The sequence below is a fragment of the Amycolatopsis sp. WGS_07 genome (assembly GCF_045278895.1).
GTDB lineage: Bacteria > Actinomycetota > Actinomycetes > Mycobacteriales > Pseudonocardiaceae > Amycolatopsis.
In genome coordinates this window covers 6277974-6295190 of record NZ_CP136053.1, presented here as the reverse complement: position 1 = coordinate 6295190, position 17217 = coordinate 6277974, and the positions used below count along the sequence as shown (strand labels likewise).

The following is a 17217-nucleotide window of genomic DNA, read 5'->3' as shown; positions in this document are numbered from 1 at the left end:
GGTAACCGGCGGAACTGGAGCGGTTCCAGATCCCCGGGAGGACTCCGATGCCGGACTCGGCGGCCGCGCTGCGCGCGGCGGGCCTGCGCGTCACCAAGCCCCGGCAGGCCGTGCTCGGCTGGCTCGGCGAGCACCCGCACGCGACCGTCGAGGCGATCGTGGCGGGAGTGCGCGCAAGCCTCGGCAGCGTGTCGGTCCAGGCGGTGTACGACGTGCTCGCCGCGTGCGGCGACGCGGGGCTCGTCCGCCGGATCGAGCTGTCCGGGCATCCGGCGCGGTTCGAGCGGCGGACCGGCGACAACCACCACCACGTGGTCTGCCGCCGCTGCGGCCGGGCCGAGGACGTCGACTGCGTGCGCGGCGAGGCCCCTGCCTGACGCCGCACGACCGGCACGGGTTCGCCGTCGACGAGGCCGAGATCGTCTTCTGGGGCCTGTGCCCGGACTGCTCCGGCGTTTCCGACCACCACGAGGAGTTCGCGAGATGACCGAAGAACCGAAACCCCCGGCGACCACCACGGACTCCGGGATCCCGGCGGAGAGCGACGAGCATTCGCTCACCCTGGGCCCGGGCGGCCCGATCCTGCTGCAGGACCACTACCTGATCGAGCAGATGGCGCAGTTCAACCGGGAACGGGTGCCGGAGCGGCAGCCGCACGCCAAGGGCAGCGGCGCGTTCGGGCGCTTCGAGGTGACCAGCGACGTCAGCCGGTTCACCAAGGCCGCGGTGTTCCAGCCGGGGGCGAAAACCGAGATGGCCGCCCGGTTCTCCACCGTGGCCGGCGAACGCGGCAGCCCGGACACCTGGCGCGACCCGCGCGGGTTCGCGCTGAAGTTCTACACCTCCGAGGGCAACTACGACCTCGTCGGCAACAACACCCCGGTGTTCTTCATCAAGGACCCGCTGAAGTTCCAGCACTTCATCCGCTCGCAGAAACGCCGTGCCGACAGCAACCTGCGCGACCACGACATGCAGTGGGACTTCTGGACCCTGTCCCCCGAATCGGCGCACCAGGTCACCTGGCTGATGGGCGACCGCGGGATCCCGCGCACCTGGCGGCACATGAACGGCTACAGCTCGCACACCTACATGTGGGTCAACGCCGCCGGCGAGAAGTTCTGGGTCAAGTACCACTTCAAGACCGACCAGGGCATCGAGTTCTTCACCCAGCACGAGGCCGACCAGATGGCGTCCGCGGACACCGACTACCACACCCGCGACCTGTTCGAGGCCATCGCGCGCGGCGACTACCCGAGCTGGACGCTGCACGTCCAGGTGATGCCGTTCGAGGACGCGAAAACCTACCGGTTCAACCCGTTCGACCTGACGAAGGTGTGGCCGCACGGCGACTACCCGCTGATCGAGGTCGGCCGGATGACGCTGGACCGCAACCCGACCGACCACCACACCGAGATCGAGCAGGCCGCGTTCGAGCCGAACAACCTGGTGCCCGGCATCGGCCCGAGCCCGGACCGGATGCTGCTGGGCAGGCTGTTCGCCTACGCCGACGCACACCGGTACCGGATCGGCGCGAACTACAAGCAGCTGCCGGTGAACGCGCCGGCCGCGCCGGTGCACAGCTACAGCAAGGACGGCGCGATGCGCTACGCCAAGGTCTCCGACCCGGTGTACGCGCCGAACTCCAAGGGCGGCCCGCGCGCCGACACCGAGCGCTACGGCACGCCCGCGGGCTGGCACGCCGACGGCGAGATGGTCCGGTCGGCCTACGTCGACCACGCCGAGGACGACGACTGGGGCCAGGCCGGCACGATGGTGCGCGACGTGCTGGACGACGCCGCGCGCGAACGGCTGGTGGACAACATCGTCGGGCATCTGCTGAACGGGGTCACCGAACCGGTGCTGAAGCGGGCCTTCGAGTACTGGCACAACGTGGACAAGGATCTCGGCGACCGCGTCGAATCCGGCGTGCGCGCGAAGCAGGGCGAGAAGGACCCGAAGGCGGCGGAGCAGGCCAACCCGGCGCGGGAAAGCATGCAGCGCAAGGCATAACTGCTCGTGAGCGGCGATCCCGGTTCTCACTGGGATCGCCGCTCACGACCCCCGAAAACCGTGCGGCCATTCGCGGCGCTCTGGGTAGAGTCCCCGCCATGGGCCATCTGGAAGCCGCGCACCTGCGCTACGTGCTGCCCGACGGGCGTCCGCTGCTCGGCGACGTCTCGTTCCGGGTCGGCGAGGGCGCCGTCGTCGCGCTGGTCGGCCCCAACGGGGCGGGCAAAACCACGCTGCTGCGGCTGCTGTCGGGAGAGCTGAAGCCGGACGAGGGTGCGGTCACCGTGTCCGGCGGGCTGGGCGTGATGGCGCAGTTCGTCGGTTCGGTGCGCGACGAACGCACGGTGCGGGATCTGCTGGTTTCCGTTGCCCCGAAACGGGTTCGCGACGCCGCCGCAGCGGTCGACGCCGCCGAGGAGCGGATGCTCGAGGTCGACGACGAGGCCGCGCAAATGCAGTACGCGCAGGCGCTCAGCGACTGGGCCGAAGCCCGCGGCTACGAGTTCGAGACCACCTGGGACATGTGCACCACCGAGGCGCTCGGCGTGCCGTTCGACCGCGCGCGGTGGCGGCTCGTGCGCACGCTCAGCGGCGGCGAGCAGAAACGGCTGGTGCTGGAAGCGTTGCTGCGCGGGCCGGACGAGGTGCTGCTGCTGGACGAGCCGGACAACTATCTCGACGTGCCCGGCAAACGCTGGCTCGAAGCCCGGCTCAAGGAAACCCGCAAAACCGTCCTGTTCGTCTCGCACGACCGCGAACTGCTCGCCCGGGCGGCGGACAAGATCGTGAGCGTCGAGCCCGGCGGCGACGGCGCGGACGCGTGGGTGCACGGCGGCGGTTTCGGCACCTATCACGAGGCGCGTCAGGAACGGTTCGCCCGCTACGACGAGCTGCGCCGGCGCTGGGACGAGAAACACGCGCAGCTCAAACGGCTTGTCCGCGACATGCAGCAGTACGCCGCGCGCAGCGACGAGATGGCGTCGCGGTACAAGGCGGCGCAGACCCGGCTGCGGAAGTTCGAGGAGGCCGGTCCGCCGCCGGAACCGCCGCGGCCGCAGGACATCCGGATGCGGCTGCGCGGCGGCCGCACCGGCGTGCGCGCGGTGACCTGCGCGAACCTGGAACTCACCGGGCTGATGAAACCGTTCTCGCTGGAGATCTTCTTCGGCGAGCGAGTGGCGGTGCTCGGCTCGAACGGCTCCGGGAAGTCGCATTTCCTGCGGCTGCTCGCGGGCGGCGACGTCGCGCACACCGGCGAGTGGAAGACCGGAGCGCGCGTCGTGCCCGGCCATTTCGCGCAGACGCACGCGCGTCCGGAACTCACTGGCCGCACGCTGACCGACGTGCTGTGGACCGAACACGCGCGCGACCGCGGCGCGGCGATGTCCGCGCTGCGCCGGTACGAGCTGCACCGCCAAGGCGAGCAGACGTTCGACCGGCTGTCCGGCGGTCAGCAGGCGCGGTTCCAGATCCTCCTGCTGGAACTGGAAGGCACCACCGCGCTGCTGCTGGACGAGCCGACGGACAACCTCGACCTGGAATCGGCCGAAGCGCTGCAGGAGGGGCTCGAGTCCTACGAGGGCACGGTGCTCGCGGTCACCCACGACCGCTGGTTCGCGCGCTCGTTCGACCGCTACCTGGTCTTCGGCTCGGACGGCGTGGTGCGCGAAACCCCGGAACCGGTCTGGGACGAACGGCGGGTGGAGCGAGTCCGCTAACCCTTGCGCAGCAAGGCATCCAGCTCGCGCACCAGCTCCCCCGCCCGGCCGCGCCCGCCCGGCGCGTTCGGATACCGCGACAGCACCCGAACGACGACCGGATCGGCCACCGGGCGTTGCACTGGCCTGCCAGCCAGCTCGCACGCATACGCCGCATGCCCAGCCGCGCCCAGGATGTGCCACACCTGCGTCGCTTTCGCGAGCGGATGCAGAAACGCCGCACCCGCAGCGGCGACCGCGGCCCGCGCGGCCTCGCTCGCCGCCGCCTGACCGGCGTCGCAAGTTTCCTGATACGCCCGCTGCGCCGACCACGCGCTGTCCCGGATTGCCTTGCTGCGCTTGGCTCCCTCGGCGAACGCACGGGCCGCTTCGATCGCCCCGTGCGGACGGTGGTCGTCCGGACGAGCTTGCTCGAAGATGGACAACGCGGGTTCCGCACAGGCCACCGCATACGCAGTGACGGAGCGCAGTTCGCCCAGGCTGAGTTCGATCATGTTCTTGAACTGTATCGTTGAACTGCCGGTTGGCACTTCCAGCCGAATCCCGGCAGGGGCAGTGGGCAGAACCCTCAACCGGGGAAGGACGGCGGTGGACGAGCGGAGGACGTGGTCCGAAGCCGACAAGGCGGCCTACCGCCGGCTCGTGCGCACCCACCACCCGGACGTCGGCGGCGACCCGGCCGAGTTCGCCGCCCGGCTCGAGGAGTTCCGGCGCGGCTCGCGAACGGAAAACGCCGCGGAGACCGGGACGGCCTCACACGGCGAATCCATTGTGTTTGTGCGGCGGAACCGAGGTCTCCCCCGGCTCCTCGCGGCGTTGACGGAGCGACGGCGGCGGAAGCGGAATCCGCGCGTGCGCTAGCCCGTCACATCCCGCCGGTCAGCGCCTGCAAGCCGAGGCTCGACGCGGCGACCGCGATCCACAGGATCGCGCCCATCAGCAGCGGCTTGTGTCCTGCCTTGCGGAGGTCGGACGGCTTGAGCGCGAGGCCGATTCCGGCGAGCGCCATGGTGATCAGGAAGGTGCCGAGCGCCGACAGCGGCGCGTGCCACGATTCCGGGATCCAGCCCGCGCTTTCCACCGTGGCCGCGGCGAGGAAGCCGATCAGGAACGGCGGGACCAGCCGGTGCCACGGCATGGCGCGCAGCGAAACCCGGCCGTCGGACTGCTTGCGCGCGGCGAGCACGGCGAGGAACAGCACGATCGGAATCAGCGTGAGCGTGCGGGTGAGCTTCACGACGAGGCCGTACGCACCGGCGTCGCCGCCATACGCATAGGAAGCCGCGACGACGGAAGACGTGTCGTTCACCGCGGTTCCGGCCCACAGGCCGAACGCGTGCGGCGACATCCCGAGCGCGTGCCCGAGCGGCGGGAACAGCAGAACCGCGGCGACGTTGAAGGTGAAGATCGTGCCGAGCGCGTAAGCGATGTCGGCTTCCTTCGGCTTCAGCACGGCACTGGTCGCCGCGATCGCGGACGCACCGCAAATGCCGGTGCCGACGCCGATCAGGGTCTGGGTGTCGCCGCGGACGCCGAGGAGCCGGCCGAGCACCCACGCGCCGCCGAGCGCGATCGCGAGCGTGCCGAGCATCACCGGCAGCGACTGCCCGCCGACGTGCACCACCTGCTGGATCGACAGTCCCGTGCCCAGCACGACGATCGACAGCTGCAGCACCGGCCGCGACGCGATCGCGTAGCCCGGGCTGAACCGCCAGCCGCGCAGCCCCGGCACGACCGCCCCGGCGACCGCGCCGAGCAGGATCGCGAGCACCGGCCCGCCGACCACCGGAACGAGCTTCCCGCCCGCCGTCGCGACCGCCGCGACCAGCAGCGCGACCGCGAGCCCGGGCACCGGACGAGCGAGCTTGGCCCGCCATTCCGCGGTCGCGCGGGTCGCCCCCAGCGTCGCCCCGGTCACCGGTCTGCTCCTGTGCGCACTTCGGCCTCCTCGCTAATGTACGTACATTTAATCTAGGAGCTGTGCGTACATTTGGCAAGCGGTACTGTTCCGGCATGGGCGAGGCGGAGCTGGACCGCGCGGGCGGGCAGCCACTGTGGCGGCAGCTGCAGCAGCGGCTGCTGGTGCGCATCCGCGCTGGCGAGTTCGACAGCGCGTTCCCCGGAGAACTCGCGCTCGCCGAGGAATACAGCGTGAGCCGCCAGACTGTCCGGCAGGCGCTGCGCGAACTGCGCGCGGACGGCACGCTCATCGCCGAACGCGGACGCCAGCCCCGCGTCGCCGCGGCCGCGGAGATCCAGCAGCCGCTCGGCGCGCTCTACAGCCTGTTCGCCGCGGTCGAGGAGGCCGGGCTCGACCAGCACAGCGTCGTGCGCCGCCTCGACATCCGCGCGGACGCGGTGGTCGCCGAACGCCTTTCGCTGGAGGGCTCCACTCCCCTGCTGTACCTGGAACGCTTGCGGCTGGCCGGAAACGACCCGCTGGCCGTCGACCGGGTATGGCTGCCCGCCGACCTCGCGCGCCCGCTGCTGGACGCGGATTTCCAGCACACCAGCCTGTACGGCGAACTGCACCGCCGCACCGGCGTCCGGCTCGACCACGGCGAGGAGCAGATCCGCGCGGTCGTGCCGACGCGCGCCGAACGCACCCTGCTTGGCTGCGGCGAAACCGTCGGCGCGTTCTCCATCGGACGCCTCGGCACCAGCGCGGGCAAACGGATCGAATGGCGGCACACCCTGGTGCGCGGCGACCGGTTCGCGCTGACCGCGGAGTTCTCCGGACGCACCGGCTACCGGCTGGTCACGACCGGCGCACTGGCCGGGATTCGCTGACCCGCGCGCAAAGCCGTGAAGGACTCCTTGTGGGAATTAGATTCCCTCAAGGAGTCCTTCACAGACCCGCGAACACGGTCAGGCGAGCACCAATCAGGTAATTCGTGGGAATCCAAAGTCCGTGAAGGGGCCCCTCACGGAATTAGAGTCCCTCAAGGAGTCCTTCACGGACCCTGCCTGGCTGCTTCAGCCGAGCCGGATTCCGGCCAGCTGCGTGCTGTGCGCGACCAGCGTTCCCTTGCTGTCCCACACGTGGCAGGACTCGTCGACCCGCCCGTCGCCGATGAGGTGGGCGCGGTGCAGCACCCGCACCGGCCCGGGAGCGGGGTGCGCCCGCACGTAGGCGGTCAGTTCCAGCGTCGGAACCCAGCCGGACGGCGCGACGTCGAAGGTCGCCGGCGGCAGCGCGTCGACCGCGAACAGCAGGCTCACCGGGTCGAACGGCTCGCCGCCGGGCAGCGACAGCAGCCCGCGCAGTTCGCCGCGGCCGCTGGGCCCGTCGGCGATCGGGCGGTCGAAGCGCACGTCGATCTCGTCGCGGATCGCGATCGGGAAACTCGCGGACTCCGCGGCCCCGCCCCACGGCTCGTCCGAAAACGTGCCGAACTCCGGCCGCGGCACGCCGTCCTGCCAGAACGGTTCGGCCTCGCCGAGCACGCCGAGCGTCAGCAGGGCCTCGACCTGCGGCACGCCGTCCTTGAGCAGCCGTCCGCGCAGCTGGGTCGCGGTCCGGCCGGTGCGCAGCACCTCGACCTCGATCTCCGCCGGGCCCGGTTCGGGCGAGCGCAGGTAGTGCGCGCTGGCGGCGAGGACGTCCGGATGCCCGGACACGACCGTCGCCGCGCGGGCGACGGTGGCCAGCAGGTACCCGCCGTTGGGGCGGCCGCCGATGGTCCACGCCGGGCTGAGGTCGACGCTGAACCCGGTGTCCGACTGCTGCTTGACCGCGGACACCGCGGCGAAGGTCGTCGTGCTCACGGTCCCTCCAGGTGAGTTGCTTCCCGCAACCTACCTGCTAGACCGCCCTGGCGTCCCGGTCGCTGAGACTCACGCCACCCGAGAAGCCCCCGGCCCGCGGATTTCCCCGGCAAGATGTCCGCGATACGTGTCGAAGATAGCGCGCGGGTTCCGTTCCCTTGGTGAGCCCGCCCGGAAGCGGCGAGCCGGACACTGGAGGAAACGCCATGCCGAAGTACATGCTGCTGCAGACCTACGCCAAGGGCGAGGGCTGCGACGTGCCGCTGCCGGAGTGGGCCCCCGAGGACATCCGCGCGCACATCCAGTTCCAGCACGTGCTCAACGCCGAACTGGCCGAGGCCGGGGAACTCGTCGAGGCGGAGGGGCTGGCCGGGCCGGAGGCGGCCAAGACCGTGGTCTCGGACGGCAACGGCGGCTCGGTCGTCACCGACGGCCCGTTCCCCGAAGGCAAGGAACTGCTGGCCGGATACCGGGTGGTGGACGTCGAATCGGAGGCGCGGGCGCTGGAGATCGCGACCCGGATTTCCGCCGCGCCGGGCCCGGAGGGCGCGCCGCTGCGGGTGCCGATCGAGGTGCGCCAGGTCATGAGCGCGCCGGCCGTCTGATGGCCGAGGCAAAGGTCGAGGACCTGGTGCGCACGCTCGCGCCCCAGGTCCTCGCCGTCCTCGCGCGCCGGTCCGGCGATTTCGGCGCGGCCGAGGACGCGACGCAGGAAGCGTTGCTCGCGGCGGTGCAGCACTGGCCGGTCGAGGGAATTCCGGAGAATCCGCGCGGCTGGCTGCTGCAGACCGCCAGCCGCCGGGTCATCGACAGCTTCCGCAGCGACCAGGCCCGGCGGCGGCGCGAGGACACCGTCGCCGCCGAGCCGCGGGCCGCCGAGGTGCCGGACCGGGACGACACGCTGACGCTGCTGTTCCTGTGCGCGCATCCGTCGCTGACCTCGGCGTCGGCGATCGCGCTGACGCTGCGGGCCGTCGGCGGGCTGACGACCGCGGAGATCGCCAGCGCGTTCCTTGTGCCGGAAACCACGATGGCGCAACGGATCAGCCGGGCTAAGGCGAAAATCAAGAAGTCCGGCCTGCCGTTCCGGATGCCCGCCGACGACGAGCGGCAGGCGCGGCTGCGGTCCGTCCTGCACGTGCTGTACCTGGTGTTCAACGAGGGATACACGAGCAGCGGCGGCGGCCGCCTGCACCGCACCGAACTGTCGGCCGAAGCGATCCGGCTGGCGCGGCTGCTGCACGCCGCACTCCCGGAGGACGGCGAAGCTGCCGGATTGCTCGCGCTGATGCTGCTCACCGACGCCCGCCGACCGGCCCGCACCGGACCGGACGGCGACCTCATCCCGCTCGCCGACCAGGACCGGTCGCGATGGGACCGTTCGCTGATCCGGGAGGGCGTCGCGCTGATCACCGCCGCGCTGGCCCGCGACGGCATCGGCGAGTACCGGCTGCAGGCGGCGATCGCCGCGACGCACGACATCGCGCTGCGGGCCGAGGACACCGATTGGCCGCGCGTGCTCACGCTCTACACGCGGCTCGAGGCGCTGACCGGCAACCCGGTCGTAACGCTCAACCGCGCGATCGCGACTGCGATGGTGCACGGGCCGGACGCCGGGCTCGCGATGCTGGCCGGCCTCGACGACCTGCTCCCCGGCCACCACCGCCTCGCTGCCGCCCGCGCGCACCTGCTGGAGCTGGCTGGCGAACCGGAGGAAGCCATCCGCCACTACACCGCGGCCGCCGCGCGCACCGGGAACACCGCCGAGCAGCGCTATCTGACGCTGCGCGCGGCCCGGCTGCGCGCCGATCATTCCACAGTTCGCTCGCCAATCGGTACCGAGTAGTATCAGGACACTTCACGAGCGGAGCGCACCATGGCGAGCATCGAGGACGCCCGTCGCCGGACCGGATATGACGTCACCGAGGCGACTGTCGACACCGTGCTCTCCGCGCTGCGCGCCGCCGAGCCGCCCACCCCGGACGCCGGGGTCGTGTGGTGGCTGTACGCGGGCCGGAAGCCGCGGACGCCGTATCTGGTCGCGGGCCTGCGCGGCGCCCAGGGAAGCCTGGTGTGGCACGAAAACGGCGAGACTTACCTGCCCGCTGACGGCCGGGGCGAGGAGCCTGTCGACTACTTCAGCCTGCAAGGGGCGCACTTCCCGCAGCCGCCGGGCAGCGAGGTTCCCGCCGAGGACGTCCTGCGCGCGGTGCGGGAACTGTGCGAGTCCCGGCTGCGGCCCGCCGGGATTTCGTGGAAGCTCGCCTAACTGTCCACATCGGACTATGCGGCGAAGTCGTCCTTGTGCGCCCGCGCCCATTCGCGGAATGACGTCGCTCGCCCGGCGAACCGTTCCACCGTGTTGTTCACCGGCGCCACTCGTCCGACGGCCGCCTCCTCGACGGCCATCAGATGCTCCAGGACCGCCTCCGGCATCCACTCCGGCCGCCGGGCCAATGCCTCGCTCCGCGTTTCGGTCACCACTTCGATCGAGCGACCCAATTCCTCCGCGAGGGTCTCCACGACCGCACGCTGCGTCATCGACTCCGGTCCGGTCACCGCCAGCGCCCGCCCCGGATAGCTACGCTCGGTAAGCAGCTTCGCCGCGACCGCGGCCACGTCCGCCTCCGCCGTCGGCGTGCACTGCGACTCCGGCGCGACGAGCCGCACCGGCTCCCCGGCCCGGATGGCCGTACCCCAGTCGCGCCGGGTGTTGCCCGCCAGCCAGCCCGGGTACAGGACCGTGAACGGCAGCCCGGACTCCGCGACAGCCGCCTCCGCGGGCAGATGCCCCCGCCGGATCGGATTGTCCGCAGCCCCCTCGTAGACGTCCGGCGACGACAGCAGCACGACGTACGAAACTCCCGCTTTCCGCGCTGCCGCAAGGAAATCCGCCGCCCCGTTCGGCCGCGTCGGGTAGAGGAAGATCGCCTCCACGCCGCGCAACGCGTCCTCGAACCCGCCATCTGCCGCGAGGTCCAGCGACACCGCGTCCGGCAGATCCAGCACGGTCGCGTCGCGCGCCGACCCCCGCACCGCGTGGCCGCCAGCCCGCAGCGCACGGACGACCTCGCTCCCGACGTTCCCGCGCGCCCCCGTCACCAGGATGGTCATCCCGCACTCCTTTTGCTCTTAAATTAACTTTGCTCGCAAAGCTATCCGCGTGACCCACCGCTGTCAACCTCGCGCCGCCGGTACACGACCGGGCGAGATCGTTGTATGGATCGTGTACGGATCCCTCCGACACTCCCGGCAGTTCGATTCGGACGAGCGAAGGGAGATCCGTCGTGGTCGGGAATGTGCTGGTCCGGCGCGCAGTCGCCGCGCTGCTCGCCGCGGGAGCCGTCACCGCAGCAGCGACCCCCGCGAGCGCCGCCGAGACCTCCGGCACCTGGCGCGCTGACCTGTCCGCAGTGGACGGCGACGACGTCAACGTCGCGACGTCCAGCGGCGCACTCACGCTGCGGGACTCCGCGTGGAGACCCGCCGACCGGGCCGCGGGCAGCGAGGGCTACCTGCTCTCCGCCGAACGGAACCTGTCCGCGCCGGCCAACCGGATAGCCGCGGAGATCTCCGCGGACGCACCGCAGGGCACGTCCGTCGAGGTCGACGTCCGCGGCCGCTCCGGCGCCGACGACTGGACGGAATGGACGCCCGCCGGCACGTCGCTCCCCCGCGCGGTGACCGTCGTGCAGACCAGAATCACCCTGTCCGGCACCACCACCGCGCGTCCGACTGTGCGCGACGTCGAACTCACCAGCTCACTGGCCCCGCAAGCGAACGCCCTCGCCGCGGCCACCCCGCTCACCTACACCATCTACGCCACCCGCGAAGGCCTCACCGGCCACACCACCGCGAACGGCCACGTCATCACGAGCAACGACCACTTCGTCGCGCTTCCGTCCGGGAAAGCCTTGTCGCCCAAGGGAACCGGCAACTACAGCGTGCGCGTGTGCAAGACGGACAACAGCCGCTGCGAATACGCGCCAGTCTGGGATGTCGGCCCGTGGAACACCAAGGACGACTACTGGAACCCGCCCTCGGTGCGCGCGGAGTTCAAGGACCTGCCGCAGGGCCAGCCGGAGGCATACGCCGCCTACCACAACGGCTACAACGGCGGCCGCGACGACCTCGGCTACAAAGTCGGCAACCCCGCGGGGATCGACCTCGCCGACGGCACGTTCAGCTCCGGCGTCGGCCTCGGCGACAACGGGAACGTGAAGGTCACCTACCTGTGGACGGGCTCCGCCGCGGCCACCGGCCTGGTGCAGACGGCGGGCGACCCGGTGAACGTCCGGTCGGGCGCGCACACGTCGTCCTCGGTGAAGGGCCTGGCGGCGAACTACGCCAGGGTGAACATCGAGTGCTACGTCAACGGGGACACGGTGACCGGGAAGTTCGGGACGAGCAAGATCTGGGACCGGATCGGGCCCGGGCACTACATCTCGGACACGTACGTGAAGACCGGTTCGAACGGGCCGGTGGCACCGCTCTGCTGAGGCGGTCGGGGTTGCCGGTGCGGAGCTTTGGGGTGGTTCCGCGCCGGCGACTCCCGGCGGTTTACTGGTTTGCTGCTGCGGCACCGATCCCGAACCGTCCCTCTCCAGCGAGTCCCCCTTTCTCGCTTCCACACACCAATTCAGCTGAAGGATTCCCCTCGCCGAACCGGTTCCCCGTGCTTCCGCCGAACCGGTTCCCCGTGCTTCACGGATCCTGTCGCCGATCCTCGGAGTCCCGCTGGGATCCCCTTGCCCGAACTGCCTTTCCGCAGCCCGCCCTCGCCGCAGGTTCCACCCGGTTCAGCGACGGTTTCCCGCTCAACCGCCGGTTAAAGTGGCTAACGTGCGCTGCCGCAGCCGAGGGGGTCCGCCATGCCACGCCGTTTCGCACTCATCGCCACCATCGTCCTGTTCATCATCTCTCTGAGCACCACCACCGCCGGTGCCACGCCAGCCATCATCGGCGGTGAAAAGGCTTCCCTGGCCCAGCATCCGTACGCAGTGTACTTAGTGGACAGTCACGGAACCCAGTTCTGCGGCGGCGTCATCGTCAGCCGCACCGCCGTCGCGACCGCCGCCCACTGTGCCGCGGAGGTGCCGACCGCCGAACTCAGCGTAGTAGCCGGCCGGGAGGACAAACGCAGCCAGGACGGCATAGTCCGCGCGGTGTCCACCGCCTGGCAACACCCGAATTACCGCACGCCGCAACAAGGTTCGGACATCGCCGTCCTGACCGTCCGAGGCTCGCTCCCCTACCGCCCCGCCGACCTGGCCCGCGACCCCGGCCGCTACCCAGCAGGCACCAACGCCACAGTCCTAGGCTGGGGCCGCACCGCCGACGGCGGCGACCGTTCCGACTACCTCCGCCAAGCCACCGTCCCGATCGCCGACGATTCCGCCTGCCACACCGCCTACCCGGAATACTCCGCACCAGCCATGCTCTGCGCCGGCTACCCCCACGGCGGCATCGACGCCTGCAAAGGCGACTCCGGAGGCCCCCTGATGGTCGGAGACGCGGTAGTCGGCATCGTGTCCTACGGCGACGGATGCGGAAAGCCGGGCAAACCCGGGATGTACACGAGGGTGACGTCCTTCGCCGACGACATCGCCGCCCACTCCGGCCCGAGCTGACCCCCTCGGCTCCAGGCCGAATGATGGCTTCGCGCTACGGCGACGACCGCGTCACGACCATGGCGCCCAGCTGAGCCGGGTTCCCACGCCTGCAGACGCCAAGACGGACGGGAGAACCGAACGCCGTGCCCCGCCTCGGCACCCGGCCGCGAGGCCGCGAGGCCGCGAGGCACGGTAACGAACCGCGCGTCTCCCCAGACGCGTCGAGCCACCACATCAAGCGCGAGTCCCCAAGCACAGCAAACCACCAAATTTCGCGCGACTCCCCGAGCGAGGCAAGGTAAGATCCAGAACATGACGTCGCCGGAGGCCAGCAGACGGTAGCCGCCCAGCCGCAAGCTGGGCGGCGGAGTGACAGGTGCCCGGGTTTCCTCCCGAGCCGCGCTGACCGGCGGAAGCTTCACCGCAGACACCGCACGGTTGAGCCATCGAGCCGTGCCGCGAGCACGTTCTCGTGAGTGTTGGCACCGGTTCTAACCGGCCTCACCACTCACGACAGTCGCCGCAACCGGCACAGCCAGGCCCACCCAGCGGGCCGTCCTCATGCGACTGTGCCGACGGCAAGGTCTGGCCACAGCCAACCGTGCCCAGAGCAAGCCTGCGCACGGCGGCCATGTCACGCTGTAGCGGACGCCCAAGGCAACGCCTGCCTAGGGCCATGTCGTGTGGCAGCAGACGAGCCAAGGCAATGCCTGCGTAGGACGGCCATGTCACGTGGCAACGGACGCCCCGAGGCAAAGCCCGCGTTACAGCGGTCATGTCACGGCGAAGTCTGACGCCACCGGCGAAGGCCGCCTGACGGCGGACACGCCGAGGCGGAGCCTGCCCTCAGTGGTGCCACCGGCGAAGGCCGCAATGGTGCTGCTGGCAGCAGGCCATCCAGCGCAGCCGTGTCCGGGAGAAGCCTGCGTGGCGACCGTGCCACCGGGAAGGCTGGTTCGGCGCAGCAGCGTTGATGCGAAGCCTCCCGACGCAGCCGCGCAACTGGGAATCTGCTCACCGCTGCAGCATCGCAGGCAACGTTCCCAACGCAGCCGCGCCAGGGGAAGTCCGCTCGCTGCGGTGGCGGCGTAGGCAAAGTCCCACAGCGCAGCCGCGCCGGGAGAAGCCTGCTCGCTGCGACAACGCGGCGGGCAAAGCCTCGTCACCGCAGCCGAGCGGCCGTCGCGGTCACGTCGCTGGCGGAGCCTGCTCAGCAGAGCAGCCGGGACGAAGTGCCTGCCGCAGCGCCGATGGAAGAGCCTGCCCGACGCGGCCGCGCCGAAGGCAAGGCCTTCCAACGGCAGTCACGCCACGGCGAAGCCCGGCGCAACGGCAGCCACGCCACGGCAAGGCCCGGCGCAACGCCAACGACGCCAGGCAAAGCCCGTTGCAACGGCAGCCACATCACGGCAACCCAGCGCACCGCCAACGACGCCACGGCAACCGGCGCAACGGCGGTCACCGGCGAGCCCGGCCGATCCAGGCGGCACCTGCGCCAGGCACCCAGCCAACGCCCTGCCAGCCCGGCGGACCCGCCCAACCCGGGCCGACGCGCCCCAAGCGGCACCCCAACTCCGCCCACAAACCGTCCGCACCCCCGGCGTCCCACCGACGCCCCACCTTCCGGAGTCGATTTCCCTTGCCCCCAGTCCTCTTCATCCTCGCCAGCGCGGTCTTCGCGCAAGGCACGTCCGAGTTCGTCCTTTCCGGGCTGCTCCCCCAGATCGCCGCTGACACCGGCGTTTCCCTCGGCACCGCCGGGTTGCTCACGTCCCTCTTCGCGGCCGGGATGGTCGTCGGCGCTCCGCTGCTCGCGATGCTCGGCAGCAAGCTGCCCCGCAAGCTCGCCCTGCTCAGTTTCCTCGGGCTTTTCTGCGCGGCACACGTCATCGGCGCCCTCACCACCGACTTCCCGCTTCTCCTCGTCACCCGGGCCCTCGCGGCGTTCGCCAACGCGGGGTTTCTCGCTGTCTCGCTCGCGGCGTTGGGCTCGCTCGTTCCGGCAGAAGCCGTCGGGCGGGCTACTTCCGTGCTTCTCTCCGGCGTGACGCTCGCGTGCATCGTCGGTGTTCCCGCTGGGACGGTGCTCGGGCAGTACGCCGGGTGGCAGGCCGCGTTCTGGGCGATCGCGGCGATTACCGCGTTGGCTGCCGCGGCGCTCGCGACAGCTTCGTTCGACGATCCGCCGGCGACTACCCCGGTGTACCGCGAGTGGCGAGTGCTGACCCGGCCGAGCACAGCGATTACTGTGGTTAAGGGGATTCTCGTCAACGGCGGGACGTTCGCCGCCTTCACCTATCTCGGCACGATGGCTGCGGCGACACCTGCGTGGGTTCCGGTGGTGCTGGCGGTGTTCGGGGTCGGCTCGTTTGTTGGGGTCACCGTTGCTGGCAAGGCGGATCCCAGGATCCTCAAGGCGGGCACCGTGGTGCTTACCGCTGTGTGGGTGGCGGCGTTCTTCGCGGCGCAGAGTCTTCCGGGGCTTCTCGCCGCCGCGTTGGTCGCTGGGGCGATGGCGTTCGGTGTCGGGTCCGCGTTGATCGCGGCGATTGTCACTGCGGCCAGCGCGGAGGCACCGCGGGTGGCCGGGGCGATCGCGACCACGGCGTTCAATCTCGGGGCGGTGGTCGGGCCCGCGGTAGCCGGGGCCGTTGTCTTCGACGCGGCGCATGCGCGTGCGGCGTTCTGGGTGAGTGCGGCGTTCACGGCCGTGGCGATGGTGCTCAAAGCCAAGAAATAGCGAAAGGCGGCCCGGGCGAAAAAGCCCGGGCCGCCCTGAAAGACAAGCTCAGCGCAGGGTGTCCCAGCCCGCGTAACGAGCTTCGGTGCCCAGCTCCTCCTCGATGCGGATCAGCTGGTTGTACTTCGCCGTGCGGTCGGACCGCGACAGAGAACCGGTCTTGATCTGGCCGCAGCCGGTCGCCACGGCGAGGTCGGCGATCGTGGTGTCCTCGGTTTCGCCCGAGCGGTGCGACATGACCGCCGAGTAGCCCGCCTTGTGCGCGGTGTCGACGGCGGACAGCGTCTCGGTCAGGGTGCCGATCTGGTTGACCTTGATGAGGATCGAGTTGGCGATGCCGCGCTTGATGCCGTCGCGCAGGATCTCGACGTTCGTGCAGAACAGGTCGTCGCCGACGAGCTGCACGCGGTCGCCGATGCCGTCGGTCAGCTGCTTCCAGCCGGCGTAGTCGTCCTGGGCGAGGCCGTCCTCGATCGACACGATCGGGAAGCGCTCGGTCAGCTCGGTCAGGTACGCGACGTGCTCCTCGACGCTGCGCTTGCGGCCCTCGCCGGTGTAGTCGTAGACGCCGTCGCGGTAGAACTCCGACGCCGCCGGGTCCAGCAGCAGCGCGATGTCCTTGCCCGGCTCGTAGCCGGTCTTCTCGATCGCGCGGACCACGAACTCGAGCGCCTCGTCGGCCGACCCCAGCTGCGGCGCGAACCCGCCCTCGTCTCCGACATTCGTGTTGTGTCCCGCCTCGTGCAGCGATTTCCGCAGCGTGTGGAACACCTCCGAGCCCATCCGCACGGCCTCGGCGAACGTCGAGGCGCCGACCGGGCCGATCATGAACTCCTGGAAGTCGATCGGGTTGTCCGCGTGCGCGCCGCCGTTGATGATGTTCATCATCGGCATCGGCAGCAGGTGCGCGTACACCCCGCCGACGTACCGGTACAGCGGCAGCGTGTTCGCCGCGGCGGCCGCCTTCGCCACCGCCAGCGAGACCCCGAGCGTCGCGTTCGCGCCGAGGCGCGCCTTGTTCTCGGTGCCGTCGAGGGCGATCAGCGCGCGGTCGACGTCGGCCTGCGCCTCGGCCTCCATGCCGACGACGGCCTCGGCGATCTCGCCGTTCACCGCGTCGACCGCCTTGCGCACGCCCTTGCCGTGGAACCGCTTCGCGTCGCCGTCCCGCAGCTCAACGGCCTCGCGCGTGCCGGTGGAGGCACCGGACGGCACCGCCGCCCTGCCCACCGACCCGTCCGCCAGCACCACGTCGACCTCGACCGTCGGGTTGCCCCGGCTGTCGAGCACCTCACGGCCCCGGACCCGGACGATGCCTGTCATAACGCTCCTCGGAGGTTCCAGCCGAAGCACTCAGCGAACGCTCCGT

The 17217-nt window shown here is 70.7% G+C and carries 15 protein-coding genes and 1 pseudogene; 11 read left to right on the top strand and 5 right to left on the bottom strand.

Annotated elements, in window-relative coordinates:
• Positions 1-47 precede the first annotated feature (47 nt).
• The 3 genes and pseudogenes from RPX00_RS29785 (at position 48) to RPX00_RS29775 (ending at position 3728) form a co-directional block, all read left to right on the top strand.
• Positions 48-487 (top strand): annotated as a pseudogene (locus tag RPX00_RS29785) (Fur family transcriptional regulator).
• On the top strand, positions 484-2010 hold the full coding sequence (locus RPX00_RS29780) for a catalase (RefSeq protein WP_406630332.1): 1527 nt from the start codon (positions 484-486) through the stop codon (positions 2008-2010). The pseudogene RPX00_RS29785 and the gene RPX00_RS29780 overlap by 4 nt, the downstream one beginning before the upstream one ends.
• Before the next feature lie 98 nt (positions 2011-2108).
• Complete coding sequence (locus RPX00_RS29775) at positions 2109-3728, top strand: ABC-F family ATP-binding cassette domain-containing protein (protein ID WP_406630331.1); 1620 nt, start codon at positions 2109-2111, stop codon at positions 3726-3728.
• Here RPX00_RS29775 and RPX00_RS29770 read toward each other — a convergent pair.
• On the bottom strand, positions 3725-4222 hold the full coding sequence (locus tag RPX00_RS29770; RefSeq protein ID WP_406630330.1) for a putative immunity protein: 498 nt from the start codon (positions 4220-4222) through the stop codon (positions 3725-3727). The two genes, RPX00_RS29775 and RPX00_RS29770, sit on opposite strands and share 4 nt — an antisense overlap.
• A 94-nt stretch (positions 4223-4316) precedes the next feature.
• Between RPX00_RS29770 and RPX00_RS29765 the strand changes: the two genes are divergently transcribed.
• Complete coding sequence (locus tag RPX00_RS29765; protein ID WP_406630329.1) at positions 4317-4589, top strand: hypothetical protein; 273 nt, start codon at positions 4317-4319, stop codon at positions 4587-4589.
• Between the two features lie 4 nt (positions 4590-4593).
• Here RPX00_RS29765 and RPX00_RS29760 read toward each other — a convergent pair whose 3' ends face one another.
• Positions 4594-5646, bottom strand: a complete 1053-nt coding sequence (locus RPX00_RS29760; protein WP_406630328.1) for a YeiH family protein — start codon at positions 5644-5646, stop codon at positions 4594-4596.
• A 95-nt stretch (positions 5647-5741) separates the two neighbouring features.
• On the opposite strand from RPX00_RS29760, the gene RPX00_RS29755 reads away from it, so the two are divergent.
• On the top strand, positions 5742-6518 hold the full coding sequence (locus tag RPX00_RS29755; protein WP_406630327.1) for a GntR family transcriptional regulator: 777 nt from the start codon (positions 5742-5744) through the stop codon (positions 6516-6518).
• A gap of 186 nt (positions 6519-6704) precedes the next feature.
• Here RPX00_RS29755 and RPX00_RS29750 read toward each other — a convergent pair whose 3' ends face one another.
• On the bottom strand, positions 6705-7496 hold the full coding sequence (locus tag RPX00_RS29750; protein ID WP_406630326.1) for a thioesterase family protein: 792 nt from the start codon (positions 7494-7496) through the stop codon (positions 6705-6707).
• Positions 7497-7702: 206 nt separating this feature from the next.
• Here RPX00_RS29750 and RPX00_RS29745 point away from each other — a divergent pair, with 206 nt between their 5' ends.
• From RPX00_RS29745 to RPX00_RS29735, 3 genes are read left to right on the top strand one after another with little or no spacing between them, the layout of a single operon-like run.
• Positions 7703-8101, top strand: a complete 399-nt coding sequence (locus RPX00_RS29745; RefSeq protein WP_406630325.1) for a YciI family protein — start codon at positions 7703-7705, stop codon at positions 8099-8101.
• The gene (locus tag RPX00_RS29740; protein WP_406630324.1) at positions 8101-9342 is read left to right on the top strand and encodes an RNA polymerase sigma factor; all 1242 of its coding nucleotides are present in this window, start codon (positions 8101-8103) and stop codon (positions 9340-9342) included. Before RPX00_RS29745 ends, RPX00_RS29740 begins: the two co-directional genes overlap by 1 nt.
• 30 nt (positions 9343-9372) lie before the next feature.
• Complete coding sequence (locus tag RPX00_RS29735; RefSeq protein WP_406630323.1) at positions 9373-9765, top strand: Imm1 family immunity protein; 393 nt, start codon at positions 9373-9375, stop codon at positions 9763-9765.
• Between the two features lie 14 nt (positions 9766-9779).
• Here the strand turns inward: RPX00_RS29735 and RPX00_RS29730 are convergent, their stop codons facing one another.
• Positions 9780-10610: an SDR family oxidoreductase gene (locus RPX00_RS29730; RefSeq protein WP_406630322.1), complete on the bottom strand. Its 831-nt coding sequence runs from the start codon at positions 10608-10610 to the stop codon at positions 9780-9782.
• A 173-nt stretch (positions 10611-10783) separates the two neighbouring features.
• Here RPX00_RS29730 and RPX00_RS29725 point away from each other — a divergent pair, with 173 nt between their 5' ends.
• The 3 genes from RPX00_RS29725 to RPX00_RS29715 all read left to right on the top strand — a co-directional run bounded on the left by RPX00_RS29725 (position 10784) and on the right by RPX00_RS29715 (position 15848).
• On the top strand, positions 10784-11995 hold the full coding sequence (locus RPX00_RS29725; RefSeq protein WP_406630321.1) for a hypothetical protein: 1212 nt from the start codon (positions 10784-10786) through the stop codon (positions 11993-11995).
• Positions 11996-12367: 372 nt separating this feature from the next.
• Positions 12368-13126: a S1 family peptidase gene (locus RPX00_RS29720; protein ID WP_406630320.1), complete on the top strand. Its 759-nt coding sequence runs from the start codon at positions 12368-12370 to the stop codon at positions 13124-13126.
• Between the two features lie 1621 nt (positions 13127-14747).
• Positions 14748-15848 carry an MFS transporter gene (locus RPX00_RS29715; RefSeq protein WP_406630319.1) on the top strand — a complete coding sequence of 367 codons (1101 nt, stop codon included), beginning with the start codon at positions 14748-14750 and terminating at the stop codon, positions 15846-15848.
• 48 nt (positions 15849-15896) lie between these two features.
• Here RPX00_RS29715 and eno read toward each other — a convergent pair whose 3' ends face one another.
• Entirely contained in the window at positions 15897-17171 is a 1275-nt protein-coding gene (gene eno / locus RPX00_RS29710) for a phosphopyruvate hydratase (RefSeq protein ID WP_406630318.1), read from the bottom strand.
• Positions 17172-17217: the final 46 nt, after the last annotated feature.

Coding starts and splice junctions, on each gene's coding strand:
- RPX00_RS29770 (WP_406630330.1), bottom strand. CDS start 4,222: ATGATCGAACTCAGCCTGGGCGAACTGCGCTCCGTCACTGCGTATGCG.
- RPX00_RS29745 (WP_406630325.1), top strand. CDS start 7,703: ATGCCGAAGTACATGCTGCTGCAGACCTACGCCAAGGGCGAGGGCTGC.
- eno (WP_406630318.1), bottom strand. CDS start 17,171: ATGACAGGCATCGTCCGGGTCCGGGGCCGTGAGGTGCTCGACAGCCGG.
- RPX00_RS29755 (WP_406630327.1), top strand. CDS start 5,742: ATGGGCGAGGCGGAGCTGGACCGCGCGGGCGGGCAGCCACTGTGGCGG.
- RPX00_RS29735 (WP_406630323.1), top strand. CDS start 9,373: ATGGCGAGCATCGAGGACGCCCGTCGCCGGACCGGATATGACGTCACC.
- RPX00_RS29740 (WP_406630324.1), top strand. CDS start 8,101: ATGGCCGAGGCAAAGGTCGAGGACCTGGTGCGCACGCTCGCGCCCCAG.
- RPX00_RS29775 (WP_406630331.1), top strand. CDS start 2,109: ATGGGCCATCTGGAAGCCGCGCACCTGCGCTACGTGCTGCCCGACGGG.
- RPX00_RS29730 (WP_406630322.1), bottom strand. CDS start 10,610: ATGACCATCCTGGTGACGGGGGCGCGCGGGAACGTCGGGAGCGAGGTC.
- RPX00_RS29720 (WP_406630320.1), top strand. CDS start 12,368: ATGCCACGCCGTTTCGCACTCATCGCCACCATCGTCCTGTTCATCATC.
- RPX00_RS29780 (WP_406630332.1), top strand. CDS start 484: ATGACCGAAGAACCGAAACCCCCGGCGACCACCACGGACTCCGGGATC.